At 73.2% G+C, this 15,226-nt stretch carries 7 protein-coding genes; 2 read left to right on the forward strand and 5 right to left on the reverse strand.

Annotated elements, in window-relative coordinates; all coding sequences use genetic code 11:
* Nucleotides 1-48 precede the first annotated feature (48 nt).
* The gene (locus tag ACFP2E_RS04605; protein ID WP_378521425.1) at nucleotides 49-7,947 is read right to left on the reverse strand and encodes an Ig-like domain-containing protein; all 7,899 of its coding nucleotides are present in this window, start codon (nucleotides 7,945-7,947) and stop codon (nucleotides 49-51) included.
* Between the two features lie 258 nt (nucleotides 7,948-8,205).
* Here ACFP2E_RS04605 and ACFP2E_RS04610 point away from each other — a divergent pair, with 258 nt between their 5' ends.
* Entirely contained in the window at nucleotides 8,206-9,225 is a 1,020-nt protein-coding gene (locus ACFP2E_RS04610) for a DUF2157 domain-containing protein (RefSeq protein WP_378521424.1), read from the forward strand.
* A gap of 129 nt (nucleotides 9,226-9,354) precedes the next feature.
* Here ACFP2E_RS04610 and ACFP2E_RS04615 read toward each other — a convergent pair whose 3' ends face one another.
* From ACFP2E_RS04615 to ACFP2E_RS04625, 3 genes are read right to left on the reverse strand one after another with little or no spacing between them, the layout of a single operon-like run.
* Complete coding sequence (locus tag ACFP2E_RS04615; protein WP_378521423.1) at nucleotides 9,355-9,693, reverse strand: hypothetical protein; 339 nt, start codon at nucleotides 9,691-9,693, stop codon at nucleotides 9,355-9,357.
* A gap of 15 nt (nucleotides 9,694-9,708) precedes the next feature.
* Nucleotides 9,709-10,806: a potassium channel family protein gene (locus ACFP2E_RS04620; RefSeq protein WP_378521422.1), complete on the reverse strand. Its 1,098-nt coding sequence runs from the start codon at nucleotides 10,804-10,806 to the stop codon at nucleotides 9,709-9,711.
* A gap of 9 nt (nucleotides 10,807-10,815) precedes the next feature.
* Complete coding sequence (locus ACFP2E_RS04625; RefSeq protein ID WP_378521421.1) at nucleotides 10,816-11,832, reverse strand: YihY/virulence factor BrkB family protein; 1,017 nt, start codon at nucleotides 11,830-11,832, stop codon at nucleotides 10,816-10,818.
* A gap of 18 nt (nucleotides 11,833-11,850) precedes the next feature.
* Between ACFP2E_RS04625 and ACFP2E_RS04630 the strand changes: the two genes are divergently transcribed.
* Nucleotides 11,851-13,509, forward strand: coding sequence for an acyl-CoA dehydrogenase family protein (locus ACFP2E_RS04630; protein ID WP_378521420.1), 1,659 nt, complete (start codon nucleotides 11,851-11,853; stop codon nucleotides 13,507-13,509).
* Between the two features lie 33 nt (nucleotides 13,510-13,542).
* Here the strand turns inward: ACFP2E_RS04630 and ACFP2E_RS04635 are convergent, their stop codons facing one another.
* Entirely contained in the window at nucleotides 13,543-14,979 is a 1,437-nt protein-coding gene (locus tag ACFP2E_RS04635) for a glycine hydroxymethyltransferase (protein ID WP_378521419.1), read from the reverse strand.
* Nucleotides 14,980-15,226 lie beyond the last annotated feature (247 nt).

The raw sequence follows: 15,226 nt of genomic DNA on the forward strand, positions 1-15,226 counted from the left end.
AACGGGTGCGCGCGGCGGGGACCTCCCGCCACGCGCACCCTCCCCTTCTCACCGGAAGCGGAACTCCGCGGTTCTCTCGGAGCCGTCCCGGAACCGGAGCACCAGGGTGCGGCACTGTCCGGCCCAGCTCTTCTGGGTCTTCCACACGTAGTGGTAACGGCTCGTTCCGGCGTCCCACGTCAGCCCGCTGGAGCCCGGGGTCGCCGTCGACTCCAGCGCGTCGCTCTCCGCGGTGGAGTCGCACGCGTGCCGCCTCGACGCCGGGAACCCGGCCTCGAAGATCTCCATGCCGCGGTACTCCCCCAGCCCGAACTTCAACGGGACCGACGATCCGGCCTTGACGACGTTCACCACGGGCGGGTTGTCCACCGGGGCGTGGAAGCCGTCGAAGGGCCAGGCCGGCCTCGGCGCCGGCGTCACCGTCACGGTGACGGTCGAGACCGCCGACGTGGCGGCCCCGTCGGTCACCCTCCACGTGAAGGTGTCGGTCCCCGACCAGCCGGGCTCGGGCACGTAGGTCCGTGCCGCCCCCTGACCGGTGACCGCGCCGTGGGCCGGTGCGTCGACCAGCTCGACCGTCAGCGGGTCACCGTCGACGTCCGATCCGGTGAGCTCGACGTCGACCGGGGTGTCCTGCGCGGTCGTGACCTCGAGGTCCGGCCCCGCCGTCGGAGCGTCGTTCACCGGTCGCACCTCGACCGTGACGGTGGCCGTCGCCGACCACTCCTCGCCGTCCGAGACGCGATAGGTGAAGGAGTCGGTCCCGGACCAGTCGGCCACCGGCGCGTAGCTGCGGTCCTGCCCGCCCCCGGTGAGCGTGCCGTGCTGCGGCGCGTCCACCACCTCGTAGGTCAGCGGGTCGCCGTCGGCGTCGGTCCCCTCGAGCCGGATCACGGCTGTCGAGTCCTCGTCCACCTCCGCCGTGACGTCGGCCGCGGCAGGCGCCCGGTTCTCCGGCGGCACGTGGCCGCACTCCGCCTCGGCGCCGAGGTCGAGCAGGAACGAGTCCACCTGCCCCTCGACGTCCCCCGGCACCAGGTCGTCGGCGTCGGACCAGAAGACCACCCAGCGACCGTTGCCCGAGATGACCGGGAAGAAGCTGTCGCCCGTCGCCTCGGCCCCGTCCCGCGCCTCGACACTGAGGCGGCGGGTCCGGGCGGAGTCCCGGAGGAAGACGTCGGTCATGTCGTTGCCGTCGCCCTCCACGAGGTCGCTGGACCAGGACTGGAACACCACGTTGCCGCAGGCGTCCACCGCACGGTTCTGGCCGTAGGTCTGGCCGCCGCGGTGCGGCGAGACGCCCTCCGGCGTCACCGTCACCAGCGCGAGCCGACCGGTACGACGGTCCAGGTGGAACACGTCGGGGAGGTGGCCGTTGGCGTCGTCGGGCACCAGCTGGTCCCCCTCCGAGGTGAACCAGACGTCCTGGCCGTCCTCGGAGATCGAGACGGACTGGATGTCCCACGACGACTCCGTGTCGGCGGCCTTCTCGCGGGTGCCGTCGACCCGGTCCACGACCCAGAGCTTCCCGCCCGCCCCGTAGGCGACGTACCGGCCGTCGGGCGTGACACCCACCTGGTGCTCCACGTACTCGACCGGGGCGCCGTCGGGGCTGCTGACCCGCTGGAGACCCGTCGGGTCAGCCACGTAGAGCTGCATGCAGTTCGACGTGCCGCACCCGATGTCGCGTCCCGCGAGGTTGTCGCTGGTCGAGGTGAACCAGGCGACACCGTCGTCGGTGACCACCTCGGGGAAGGTGTGCCAGGAGGCGAGCTGCCCTGTGGCGTTCCGGGAGACCAGCCTGGTCGTGTCCGCGTCCAGGTCGCGGACGAACGTCTGCGCCGGCGTGCGTCCGTTGACCGGCACCATCGCGTTGAACGCGACCGTGCGCCCGTCGGGCGAGAGCACCGCCGTGCCCGGGTGGTCCACCTCGCTGCCGTCCGGCATCACGGAGACCACCTCGTGCTCGCCCGTCTGCCGGTCCAGCACCGCGAACGGGAACGCCCGCGGCGCCCGGTCCCGCACCTCGTAGAGCACGTAGCGCCCGTCGTCGGAGATGTCCTCGACCCGGATCGGCGACCCGTCCACCAGGATCCGCTGGAGCGCACCCAGCGGCCGGTACGGCGCGACCGTCGCCGTCGCCTCGGCCACCGCGACGTGCCCGGCACGGTCGGTGACCCGGATCCGGGCGGTGCCGTCGAACGCCTCCGCGTAGACGTGGTCGAGGTGCACCAGCACCGACCCGTCCGCCACCTCGGCGTCCCAGGTGCCGTCACCGTCGACGTCGAACTCGACCGTCGCGACGTCGCCGTCCGGGTCGCCCGGCTGGGCGATGAGCCTCGTGACGTAGCCGGCCTCGCCCGTGACCGGACGCAGCGTCGGCACCGGCGCGGTGCCTGCTCCGACGTGGATGGTCTCCCGCAGCGTCGTCGGCGCGTAGCGGTCGGTGCCCCCGAACCGGACCACCAGCTCGGTGTCGCCCGGTGGGACGTCGGCGGGGATGGTCGCCTCGGCCGGCCCGTCGGCCAGCCGCGCCGTCGCGGTGTGGCCGGCGAACTCGAAGGTGACCTCGCCCTCGTGGACCCGCTCCCCGAGCACGTCGCGCAGCGAGACCAGGAAGTGGGTCGGCGAACCTGAGGTGGTCCGGCGGTCCCCCGGCCGGTCGAGCTGCAGCTCGGTGGGAGCGCCGGTCACGGTGATCGACACCGTCGCGGGCTCGCTGTACCGCTGACCGTCGAAGGCCCGCCAGGTGAAGGAGTCGGACCCGACGTACCCGGTGTCCGGCAGGTAGTCGAACACTGGTCCGCTGCCACCCACCCGGCCGTGCTCCGGCTGGTCGACGATCTCGAACTGCAGCGGCTCGCCCTCGGGGTCGCCGGCCTCCACCTCGATCGCCGACGACACCGTGCCGGGCACCGTCACCTCGGACGGCAGCGCCACGGGGGCGTCGTTCCCGGGGCCGTCGACCCCGGCGGTGAGCACGGTCGCCGCCGAGACGGTCCGGTGGAAGCCGGGGTCGTCGGTGGTCACGTCGACCGCCACCGGCCCCTGGGCCAGGTCGGTGAGGACGCCGGACCAGGTGCCGTCGTCGGCCGTCCGGTCGCCGCCGGTGCCGTCGTCGACGAGGGTGACGCCAAAGGTCTCGCCCTCGCGGGTCGTCGTGGTGGCCAGCATCGTGTCGAACGGGCGCTCGAGCGGCGCCCCGGTCAGCCGGGCCGTGACGAGGGCGCGGCCGTTGAGGCCGACCTGCTCGACGTGGGCCTCCAGCCGGGTCTCGTCCCCCTCGACCCATGTGGCGAGCGGCACCGTGACGGGCTTGCTGCCGTGGTTGGTGACGCGTACCGCCCAGCCGCCGCGCGCCGCGTCGGCGACCCGGGCGGTCTGGAACCCGCTGTCCCGGGCCGGGTCGTCCGCGGACGTCGCCGACTGCTCGCCGCGCACCAGGACCACCTCGACCGACGGCGGCGCCAGCGCAGCCGTGCCGATCGCCGGCCGCGCCTGCTGCAGGTAGAAGCCGCTGGTCCCGGTCTCCCCCGGCGCCACGGTCAGCTCGTCGCGGACGAGCAGCTGCGGCGCGGCGGATGTTCCGGACTCACCAGCGGCCCCCTCGGCGGCGTCGCCGTCCAGCCGCGAGGCACCCGCGCCCGCCCCCGCGCCGACCGTGCCGTTCAGCCGCGGCGCGACGTACTCGTCGAACATCTGCTCAGAGCCGGTCATCGAGGTGTGCAGGATCGGGAAGACCGTCCGGTCCTCGATGCCGTGGAAGGCCGACCAGAGGGCGACGACCATGTCGCTCGGCCCCGGCTCGCCGCAGGTGGTCGGCAGCGGGTCACCGGCGCCGATCGAGAACGGCACCCCCCGTCGCTCGGTGACCGAGGCGTTGAAGACGGTCATCACGTCGGTGCGCAGCTCCACGGTCATGGGCGCCGTGAAGAGGTTCGCGCAGTACGACCCGGCGTTGGGCGTGCCGAGCATCACCAGCCTCCTGGCCGGCCGGATCCCGTCGTGCTCCGGCATCAGCCGCGCGATGTAGTAGCGCGAGATGAGCCCGCCCATCGAGTGGGCGACGAGGTCGACCTGCCAGGCGTTCTGGCCGCGCTGCACCTGCTCGACGTACGCCGCGAGCCGGCGGGCGTTCTGGGCCACGGTGTTCGGCACGACCGATGTGGTGTCCATGGTGTCCACCGCGAAGGTGCGCCAGCCCGAGTGGGCTCCCTGCGTGAAGCCGTCGTAGGCGATCCAGGTGGAGGCGTCGGAGTTCATGCCGTGCACCGCCACCACGGGCCGGGGCACGACCTTGAGCTCGAGGGGCCAGTCGGCGACGTCGTTGCCCGCGGCGTCCTCGACCCGCACGTCGAACGGCACGGGGGCGCGCTCGGCGCCGTCCTGCCAGGCGAGGCCGTCGGTGTCCACGTCGCGCGTGACGGCGACCTCCTCGCCCGGTGCGAGGTCCAGGGACTCGGGCTCGCCGAGCCGGCCGTCCGGGCCGGTCACCACGACCCGCAGCGCCTGCGGCTGGGAGGTGTTGTTGCGGACGACGGCCCGCACCCGGGCGGGCGTGCCCTCGACGACCCGGCGGCCGACGTCGACGAACGACTCCGGGTCCGGGAAGGCCGCCTCCTGCAGGTCCGCCTCCACGCAGACGCGGCAGCCCGCTCCCGGCGGCACCAGCACGGCACCGACGCGACCGAGGCCCTGCGAGCCGCCGGCGTAGATGGTCCCCTGCTCGTTGATGTAGAGGGCGTAGAAGAGGTTGGTGGTCTTTCGCACGTCCTTCGGAAGGGCCTGGTTCAGGTCGGTGACCCTGCCGTCCTTCCACAGGGTGGCGCGGCCGCCCCGGGACCCGACCATGTGCCCGGCCGAGTTGACGTCGTGGACGGCCGTGTCGGCACCGAGGTCGGTCAGCGGCGTCCCGGGCCGCCAGGTGAAGCCGTGGCTCGGCCCGTGACCCCACTGGTCGGGGACGTACGCCGTCCCGGCGACCAGGCCGTCGTCGGTGATGTTGACGTCGGAGATGCCCTCCATCCCGTCGACGACGGGCACGTCGTGCACGCGGCCGTTCGCGAGGCGGAGCCAGGCAGTGGTGAGCATCCCGTCGCGCACCACGCCGACCATGTCACCGCGCTCGTTGATGTCGGTGACGCGGCTGCGCGGGCCCATCCCCAGGTCGACCGGGGCGGAGGTGCGGTCGGGCCAGTAGGCAGCCTTGTCGTGCACGGCGCCGCCGATGACGCCGCGGTCGTTGATGACCGTCGGGTCGCCCCCGGCGTCGCCCGGCAGCGGGGTGTCGACGCCGCGGTCGCGGACGCAGAGCCGGTTCCCCTCGCACGCGCCGACCGCGACGTCGAGATCGTTGATGGCGTAGGGCAGGAAGCCGTTGCGGGGCGCGTACCGCTTCCCGTCGCTGATCCGGTAGACCCAGCCGAGCGAGGTCTCCCCCTCGACGAGGTCCACGCCGGTGACCCACGACGTGCCGAGGCCGGTGTCCCAGTGCATGCCCCCGGAGCGGAGCGGCACGGGCTGGTAGCGGTAGTCGAGCGCCTCGTCGTCGTCGATGATCGTCCCGGTCACCTCGGGTCGTGCCAGCCGGGCGCCCTCGGCGGTCAGGGCCAGGGTGAAGGTCTCGTCGTCCTCCTCGATGTCGTCGTCCACGACGGGGATCTCGATGGTGCGGGACATCTCGCCCGGCAGCAGCGTCACCCGGCCGGTGGGCTCGCCCACGAAGTCGTCGTCCCCGGCGCTGCCGTTGACCCGGGTCCAGTGCACCACGGTCATCGCCTCGGCCGGCCGGGGCAGCCGCACATCGAACCTGACCTTCTCGTGGATCTCGACACCGCTGCCCGGGTGCACCGTGACGCAGGACTGCGGCACGAGGGTGACCAGGTTCTCGCCGTAGGAGATCTCCGAGCAGGGGTCGTCGGTCTCGACCTGCACGAACTCACCGGTGCGGCCGGTGGAGGTGACGAGGTCGTGCAGCTCGGTGCGGGGCAGGGCGCCGTCCGCGCGGCCCAGCGCGAGGGTGCCGTCCAGCCACACCCGACCGCTCACCTGGAGCGCCTCGGCCCGCGTGGCGTCGACCCGCAGCCGCAGCTTGCCGTCTGCGGTCTGCGTGTAGCTGCCCTCGGCCCGGATCGTGCCGGTGGGCGAGATCCGGCCCTCGTTGCGCACGCTTCCGAGAAGGGTGCCGTCGCCGGTCAGGGCGCCGGCCACGACGACGTCGGCACCGAGCCCGCCGAGGACGGCGTCCGTCCCCAGCAGCACGTTGCCCTCGCTGCCGATCCGCACCATGGCGTCCAGGCCGGCGCCGAGGTCCTCCTGCAGGATGGCGGGACCGTCGACGACCAGCTCGCCGAACACCCGCGCGGTGCCGCGCTGGGTCAGCGGCCCGTCCTGGTGGAGACGCCCGCCGGCCGCGACCTCCAGCGTCTGCTCGCCGCGGATGTCGAGCATCGCCGAGGACACCGTGTTCCCCTGCACCAGCAGCTCCCCGACCGTCAGCTCGGTCTCGTAGGGGTCGTCGGCGACGATCGAGGCCGCGCCGGCCGTGGTCAGCCTGCCGGCGACCCGGACCCGGCCGCCCTCGGACAGGCTCAGGGCGGCGTCGGCGTCCGGTCCGGCGTCCACGACGAGGTCCCGCGCCGTCAGGGAGGCGTCCGCGACCCGCAGCGACCCGCGCACGGTCAGCCGGCCACCGACGTCGAGGGCGCCCTCGCCCCAGACCTTCGTCACGCCCTCGGCCTCGGCAGCGCCGGTGACGGTGACGTGTCCGGCCAGCTCGGCGTCACGAAGGGTGAGGGTGCCGGCGGTGATGCCCTCGGGCTCGACGAAGAGCTCGCCCCTGAGAACGGCCTCGCTGGCCTGCAGCCGACCGGTCACCAGGGCGACGCCGTCGAGGTCGAGCGTACGGACGTCGGCGTCGCCGCTCAGGCCGACCACCGACCGGGGCTCGCCGGCCACCGTGCCCAGCGTCCCGTGGCCGACCACCCGTGAGGTCTCGGAGAAGCGCACGCCGGTGCCGACGCGCACCGTGCTCTCGACGCCGAGCAGCACCGCGCCGGCGAGGTCGGCCTCCTGGTCCTGCCCGGGCGTGATGAGGACCCGGGCGCCGGCCTCGGTGACCACCTGGCTCTCCGGGCCGGCCAGCATGCCCGTGGCGACGGTCAGGGTGTTGTCGGGTTCGACGACCAGGTGGCCGAGGAGGTCGAGGCCTCCCTCTCCCTCGACCGTGCCGTGGCCGACGACGCGGGACTCGCCCGCCGCCACGACGCGGGCGTCCCGGCCCAGCTCCAGGGTGGTGGCGCCGGCGAGCCGGAGGCCGCGGTCGACCCGCACCGTTCGTCCGCGCAGGTGGAGGTCCTGCCCCCCGCTCAGGTAGGCACCGTGCCCCCCCTCCTGGTCGGCGCCCGTCACCCGGGTCGTGCCGGCCCCGAACTGCTGGCCGCCATACCAGCGGAGCCGGGTGTCGACGGTGATGTCGCCCGAGCCACCGAGGGCGCCGCCACCCTGCTCGACCACGGCGGTGAGCAGGGACGTGTCGACCCGGACGAGGCCGCTCTCGAGGAAGAGCCCCTCGATGTAGGAGTCCATGGCGGTGTGCAGTCCCGCGCCGTCCTCGGCGAGCACCCGGATGGCGGCGTTGCTGCGGATGGCCCGCACCTGCTGCACGTCGGGCCCGTCGACCACCACCGAGTGCCCCACCGCGGCAGCGGAGACGCAGACCACGTCGTCGACGGCCGGGAGCCGGTCCCCGGTCCAGTTGCCGGCGTCCAGCCAGCGGTCGGTGCCGGCGCCGTGGTCCCAGTCGATGGTGCACGGCCCGGGGTCCGCGTCTGCCGCGGTCCCCGACGCGGTCGTCGGGACCAGCACCGGCAGGAGCGTGGCGACGAGGAGGGCGAGCAGCGCGGGGGCGGTCCCGCGGACGGCCAGCAGGCGTGGCAAGGCAGGCATGTAGATGTACTCCCCGGTGAATGGCCGTGGGTGGCGGTGGGTGCAGTGGTCGGGCAGGCGGGCAGGGCCCACCCGCAGGCACCCTCCAGCGCGCCGCTTGGCACCCACTTGTCATCCGCTTGAGGTCTGCGACACCGGGAGGGCCGGTCCGAGGTCCCCCGCAGCGCGGCCGAACGCCCCTGCCCGCCCCACCGCCCGGCCAGCAGGCTGGAGCCGAACGGGTTGTCCGGACATGGACATCCGTCCGAAGGAGGTCCCGTGTCGATCACGACCGGTCGCGGCCCGACCACTCCCCCGCTCGGCGAGCAGCTCGAGCACTGGATGCAGGCCGGGATCATCTCTCCGGACCAGGCGGTCCGGATCCGGGCGTACGAGGCCGGGCGACCGGCACCCCCCGCGCCGTCACCGCCGGCGCCGACCACCGGCCGACCCCCCTCGCTCGTGGTCGAGGCGCTCGGCTACCTCGGGGGCGCCGTCATGCTGGTCGGGTCGGTCATCCTCGTCGGCCTGCTGTGGGGCGACGTGCCCGTATGGGTCCGGCTCCTGCTCGTGGCCGTCACCACGCTGGTCCTCCTCGGCGCCGGGCTCGCCGTACCCGACCGGCTCGGCGCGGCGGCGGCCCGGCTGCACGCGGTGCTGTGGGCGCTGGCGGTCGTCTCCACGGGGACGTTCTTCGCCGTCTTGTCCGTGGACGTGCTCCACGACGGCGGGGACGGCCGGCTCCTCGAGATCTTCCCGCCCACCGCCGCCGTGGCCCTGCTGCTCTGGTGGTGGCGGCGCACCTTCCTCCAGCAGCTCGTGCTGCTCGTGCCCACGCTGGTCTCGGCGGCCGCCGCCGCCAGCGAGCTCGCCGGCGACGAGTCGGCCTGGGTCGGCGGCATCACCTGGGTTGTCGCTGCCGCCTGGACGGCCCTGGCGTGGGCCGGACGGCTCGAGCCCCGCGCCACCGGCGTCGCCTTCGGCGTGGTCGGCGGCGTGTTCGCCTCGCTGGCGATGGTCAACGACCTCGGCATCGCCCTCGGCCTGCTCACAGCAGTGGCCCTCGTCGTCGCCGCGCTGGCCGCACGGAGCCTGCCCTGGCTCGGCGTGGCCGCGTTCGCGGTCCTCTGGACGGCCCCGCGCGCCGCCGTCGAGTGGTTCCCGGGCCGGCTCTCGGCCGCGCTGACCCTCATCGTCACGGGCGGACTGCTGGTCGGTGCCGCGGTCTGGGTCGCCCGGCAGCAGGGCCGGCACCAGGCCGTCGAAGCAGGATCCCGGGAGGGGTCCGGAAATAGGTAGAACCGCTGGCGTCTCGGGTCACCAGCGGTTCTGAGGAGGACAGTAGCGCGGGGTTCCGGGGGACGCACGCCTCTCGGCCGGAATCGTTGAAATCTGTCCGACCGGTCCAGTCCGGTTGTCTCAGCGGGCTCAGAAGGTGACCCAGAGCCCCGCGGCCGTGACCAGAAGGCCCAGGCCGAGCCACGGGGACAGGATCGGCTTCCCGTGGATCCCGCGGGCGGCCGCCACAGCGCCGACCCCGACGAGACCGGCGATGACGTTGAGCCCGACCCGGCCGTCGACCTTGCCCTCGTCGAGGTACGCCGCGGCGATCACCAGGCCCACCGCGAGGTGCAGGATCGTGGTCACCGCCAGCGCGGAGAGGACCCAGCGCTGCACCTGGGTGATGCTCATCCCCTGCTGGTGCCGCGGGCGGGGCGGGTTCGCAGGGTCGATCAGGTGGCGTCGGCGGGGCGGGGGCTGGGTCACGGCAGGACGGTACGGTCACGCCTCGTCGGAGGCGAAGTCCTCGTTGTGGGTGCCGGGGCGCGGCGCCCACGGCAGCTCGCGGGCCGGGCGCACGACGATCAGCCGGTCGCCACGCGCGAGCTGGGTGACGACCGGGTCGAAGTAGCGGTAGACCTTCTCGTCGCGGACCACGGCGATGACCTGGTCGGGCAGCGCCTGCGGCGGCTTGCCGACCTCGGGCACGAGCAGCTCGCGCTCGGCGACCTCGAGCCCCTCGCCGTACGTCAGCAGGTCCTCCATGACCGACCCCAGCGACGGCGACAGCGACGACAGGCCGAGGAGCCGACCGACCGCGTCGGACGAGGTGATCACCGAGTCGGCGCCGGACTGCTTCATGAGCGGCACGTTCTCCTGCTCGCGCACGGCGCAGACGATGAACGCGTCGGGGTTGAGCTGCCGGACGGTGAGGGTGGCGAGCACGTTGGAGTCGTCGCGGTCGGTGGTGATGATGACCTGGTCCGCCTTGGCGACACCGGCCCGGCGCAGCACCTCGCGCCTGGTCGCGTCGCCGGTGACGACGGCGAGGCCGTCGGCGTGCGCGTCCTGAAGGGCGGTGGGCCCGTTGTCGACCACGACGATCGACTCGCGGTCGAGGCCGTTGTTGACGAGCGTGTCGGCGGCGCTGCGCCCCTTGGTGCCGTAGCCGACGACGACGACGTGGTTCCCCATCTTCTTCCTCCACCGGGCGACCCGGAACATCTCGCGTCCCTGCGAGGCGAGGACCTCCAGGGTGGTGCCGATCAGCAGGACCAGGAACCCGATGCGCAGCGGGGTGATCACGAACGCGTTGATCAGGCGGGCATGCGGCGCGACCGGCGCGATGTCGCCGTAGCCGGTCGTGCTGAGCGTGACGGTCGTGTAGTAGATCGCGTCGATCAGGTCGACCCTGCCAGTCGGGTCGGTGTTGTCGCGGTAGCCCTCCCGGTCGAGCCAGACCAGCATCACCGTCGTCACGAGGATGGCGACCGCCAGCAGGACCCGTCGGCCCAGCTCCCACCACGGGGAGCGCTGCACCTCGGGCAGGGCGACCCGGAAGGTGCGGTCGTCGGCGAGGTCGCCGGTCTGGTCAGCCACGGGGGAAACCTACTCGACGTCGTCCGTGTCGGTGTCGGCCGCGACCCTGTGGGCGCCACCGTTGTCCCGGGCCGGGAGCCGCTGCCGCAGCCGCTGCACCAGCTCCCGGCGGGCGCGCGTGGTGTTCTTCTGCGGGAAGACCGTGTCGAAGGCGGCGTTGACGGCTGCGCCGATCAGCACCGCGATCGCGAGCAGGTAGAGCCACAGCAGCACCGCGATCGGCGCGGCCAGCGGGCCGTAGATGGACTTGGAGTCAGCCGCGGTGACGGTGAGGACCCAGCGCAGCACGGCCGAGCCACCCAGCCAGCAGGCGAGCGCGAACGTCGCACCGGGCAGGTTGAAGCTCCAGTTGGTCCGCACCGGCACCGACACGTGGTAGAGCGTGGCCAGGAAGCAGATGCACAGCACCACGACGGCCGGCCAGTAGAACATCATCAGGAAGTCGAGGGTCTCCGGCAGCACGTCGCGCACCAGGCCCGGGCCGGCGACCACCAGCGGCAGCGCGATCACGCCGGTGACCATCGCGAGGATGTACAGCAGGAAGGACAGCGCCCGGGTCTTGATGATCCCTCGGTGGCCGCCGAGGCCGTGCATGATCGTGATGGTGTCGACGAAGACGTTGAGCGCGCGCGACCCCGACCACAACGCCAGCACGAAGCCGATCGAGATCACGTCGAACCGACCGCCGTCGAGGACGTCGTCGATGGTGGGCGTGATGATCCGGTCCACCGCACTGTCGGTCAGCGCCCGCGACGCGAGGTCGATGATGGCCCCGCGCACGTCGGCGACCTGGGCCGGCGTGAAGTAGTCGCTGACGTAGCCGATCGTCCCCGCGAGGGCGAAGATCAGCGGCGGCACCGACACCACCGCGAAGAACGCCGCCTCGGCCGCCAGGCCGGTCACCCGGTGCCGCATGCAGGCGCCGACGGTGGTCACCACCAGGCGCCACGCGACGTGCCGCGCGTGGCGGAGCCATGCCGTCGCCCGGGCCGGCCCCGCGTGGGAGTGGCTCTGGGCGGGCGGCATACGCCCTACGGTAGCCACATGGACACGCCCGAACCGGCAGGCAGCACCCCCGACATCCGCAGCGTCGTGAACCAGGCTCCACCCCTCGTCGGGCACAACACGGTCACCGGCGATCCCGCGCTCGTCGAGGCGGTCACCCGCCACGCCGGCCCGGACGTCGTCGAGGACCTGGCGCCGGTCGGAGCGGAGGCCGCCACGGCCGAGGCGCGCGAGCACGGCATGCTGGCCAACGAGCACCACCCGCGGCTCAGGACCTACGACCGCTACGGCCACCGCATCGACGAGGTCGAGTTCCACCCGTCGTGGCACTGGCTGATGGAGCGCGCGGTCGGGCACGGGCTGGCCGCAACCCCGTGGGAGTCCGACTCCCCCCACGCCCACGTGCGCCGCGCGGCCGGGTTCATGGCCTGGTCACACACCGAGCCCGGGCACGGCTGCCCGATCTCGATGACGTACGCCGCGGTGCCGGCGCTGCGGGCCGACGACGTGCTGGCCAAGGAGTGGACCCCGCTGCTGGCCTCGACGGAGTACGACCCGGGGGTCCGGCTGGCGAGCAGCAAGCGCGGCGCCCTCGCCGGGATGGGGATGACCGAGAAGCAGGGCGGCTCGGACGTGCGCGCCAACGTGACCCGGGCCGTGCCGACGTCCGTCGACGGTGAGTACGCCCTGCACGGCCACAAGTGGTTCACCTCGGCCCCGATGAACGACGTCTTCCTGGTGCTCGCGCAGGCCGACGGCGGCGTCACCTGCTTCGTGGTGCCGCGGGTGCTGCCGGACGGCAGCCGCAACCGGCTCGACGTCGTACGACTCAAGGACAAGCTGGGCAACCGGTCCAACGCCTCCTCGGAGCTCGAGCTCCGGGGCACCCTCGCCCGGCGGCTCGGGGACGAGGGCCGCGGCGTGCGCACCATCATCGAGATGGTCGCGGCGACCCGGCTCGACTGCGTCCTCGGCTCGACGTCGCTGATGCGGCGCGCGCTCAACGAGGCGGCGTGGCACGCCGCCCACCGCTCCGCCTTCGGGTCGCTGCTCCTCGACAAGCCGCTGATGCAGAACGTGCTCGCCGACCTCGCGGTCGAGGTCGAGGCGGCCACCACCCTGGCCATCCGGCTCGCGGCCGCGGTCGACCGCGCCGACGACCCCCACGAGGCGGCGCTGCGACGGATCGCACTGCCGCTGGCGAAGTTCTGGGTCTGCAAGCGGACCCCCGCAGTCGTGGCCGAGGCGCTGGAGTGCCTCGGCGGCAACGGATACGTCGAGGAGTCCGGGCTGCCGCTGCTCTACCGCGAGGCGCCGCTCAACTCGGTGTGGGAGGGCTCCGGCAACGTCAACGCCCTCGACGTGCTCCGGGCGCTCGGGCGCGAGCCGGAGTCCCTCCAGGCGTGGATCACCGAGGTCGGCCGCGCCCGCGGCGTGGACACCCGCCTCGACCGGGCGGTCGACGACACCCTGGCCCTGCTCGGCGACTCGGCGACGCTCGAGGTCACCGCGCGACGGCTCGCCGGCCGGATGGCCGCCTGCCTGCAGGGCGCGCTGCTGGTCCAGCACGCGCCGGCCGAGGTGGCCGACGCCTTCTGCGGCTCCCGGCTCGGCACGTCGTACGACGGCACGTTCGGGACGCTGGGCGTCGGCGACCTGCGATCGATCGTGGACCGGGCGGTCCCGGAGGTCGGCTGAGCGCGGGGCCCGGCCGACCCCGGGACCGGCTCGTCAGGAGAGCTCGAGGCCCGGGTAGAGCGGGTGCTTGTCGAGCATCTCCGCCGACGCGGCGCGGACCTTGTCGGCAACCCCGTCACCCAGCACGTACGACGCCTTCGACGGCCCGCCGGCCTTGGTCGTGCCGGCCTCGGTGCTCGACAGCACGTCGACGATGAGCTCGGCCACGCGGTCGAACTCGTCGTGGCCGAAGCCGCGGGTGGTGAGCGCCGGGGTGCCGAGGCGGATGCCGGAGGTGTACCACGCGCCGTTCGGGTCCGAGGGGACGGAGTTGCGGTTGGTCACGACGCCGGCCTCGAGCAGCGCCGACTCGGCCTGCCGGCCGGTGAGCCCGAACGAGGAGACGTCGAGCAGCACGAGGTGGTTGTCGGTGCCGCCGGTGACGAGGTTGGCCCCCCTCTTGAGGAAGCCGTCCGCCAGCGACTGGGCGTTGTCGGCGACCCGCTGGGCGTAATCGCGGAAGTCCTGGGTGCGGGCCTCGGCCAGCGCCACGGCCTTGGCGGCCATCATGTGTGACAGCGGGCCGCCGAGGACCATCGGGCAGCCGCGGTCGACGTCCCCGGCGAACTCCTCCTGCGCGAGCACGAGGCCGCCGCGCGGGCCGCGCAGCGACTTGTGGGTCGTCGTGGTGACGAGCTGGGCGTGCGGCACCGGGTCCTCGTCGCCGGTGAACACCTTGCCGGCCACCAGGCCCGCGAAGTGGGCCATGTCGACCATGAGGGTGGCGCCGACCTCGTCGGCGATCTCGCGCATCTTGGCGAAGTTCACCCGGCGCGGGTAGGCGGAGTAGCCGGCCACGAGCACCAGCGGCTTGAACTCGCGAGCCTTCGCAGCGACCTGGTCGTAGTCGAGCAGACCGGTCTCGGGGTCGGTGCCGTACTGCTGCTGGTGGAACATCTTGCCGCTGATGTTCGGGCGGAAGCCGTGGGTGAGGTGGCCGCCGGCGTCGAGCGACATGCCGAGCAGCCGCTGGTTGCCGAACTCGCGGCGCAGCGACTCCCAGTCCTCCTCGCTCAGCTCGTTGACGTTCTTGGCGCCGAGCTTCTCGAGGCCGGGGGCCTCGACGCGATGGGCGAGGATCGACCAGTAGGCGACGAGGTTGGCGTCGATGCCGGAGTGCGGCTGCACGTAGGCGTACGGCGCGCCGAAGAGCTCGCGGGCGTGCTCGGCGGCGACGGACTCGACGGTGTCGACGTTCTGGCAGCCGGCGTAGAAGCGGTGGCCGACCGTCCCCTCGGCGTACTTGTCGCTGAACCAGGTGCCCATGGTCAGCAGCACCGCCGGCGAGGCGTAGTTCTCGCTCGCGATCAGCTTGAGCGACGACCGCTGGTCGGCGAGCTCCTGGCGGGTCGCCTCCGCGATCCGGGGTTCGACCGAGGCAATGACCTCGAGGGCCTGGCTGTACGCGCTGCTGATGAGGGCATCCGTCATGGCCTCAGCGTAGTGAGCCACCACAGGCTCGCACGGTCGGGTGCCTGCCTCCGGACACCTCCGGACGCCCCCGAACGCCCTCAGCGTGTGACCTGGACCGCACCCGCAGGCCCTCTCAGGCGGCAGCAGCGCTGCCTGTCCCAGAATTCGGGACGGGCATCTCACTGCATGAGATCTCGACTTGTGGGAGGCCCGTCCGTCCCGTGAGACTCCTCGTCATGATCACTGCTGCGACGCACGCCCACCT

Source organism: Nocardioides sp. GCM10027114 (genome assembly GCF_042659625.1).
GTDB lineage: Bacteria > Actinomycetota > Actinomycetes > Propionibacteriales > Nocardioidaceae > Nocardioides.

What these genes read in the sequence shown, in the direction of transcription:
- ACFP2E_RS04630 (WP_378521420.1), top strand. Translation starts at nt 11,851, where the DNA reads ATGGACACGCCCGAACCGGCAGGCAGCACCCCCGACATCCGCAGCGTC.
- ACFP2E_RS04625 (WP_378521421.1), bottom strand. Translation starts at nt 11,832, where the DNA reads ATGCCGCCCGCCCAGAGCCACTCCCACGCGGGGCCGGCCCGGGCGACG.
- ACFP2E_RS04605 (WP_378521425.1), bottom strand. Translation starts at nt 7,947, where the DNA reads ATGCCTGCCTTGCCACGCCTGCTGGCCGTCCGCGGGACCGCCCCCGCG.
- ACFP2E_RS04635 (WP_378521419.1), bottom strand. Translation starts at nt 14,979, where the DNA reads ATGACGGATGCCCTCATCAGCAGCGCGTACAGCCAGGCCCTCGAGGTC.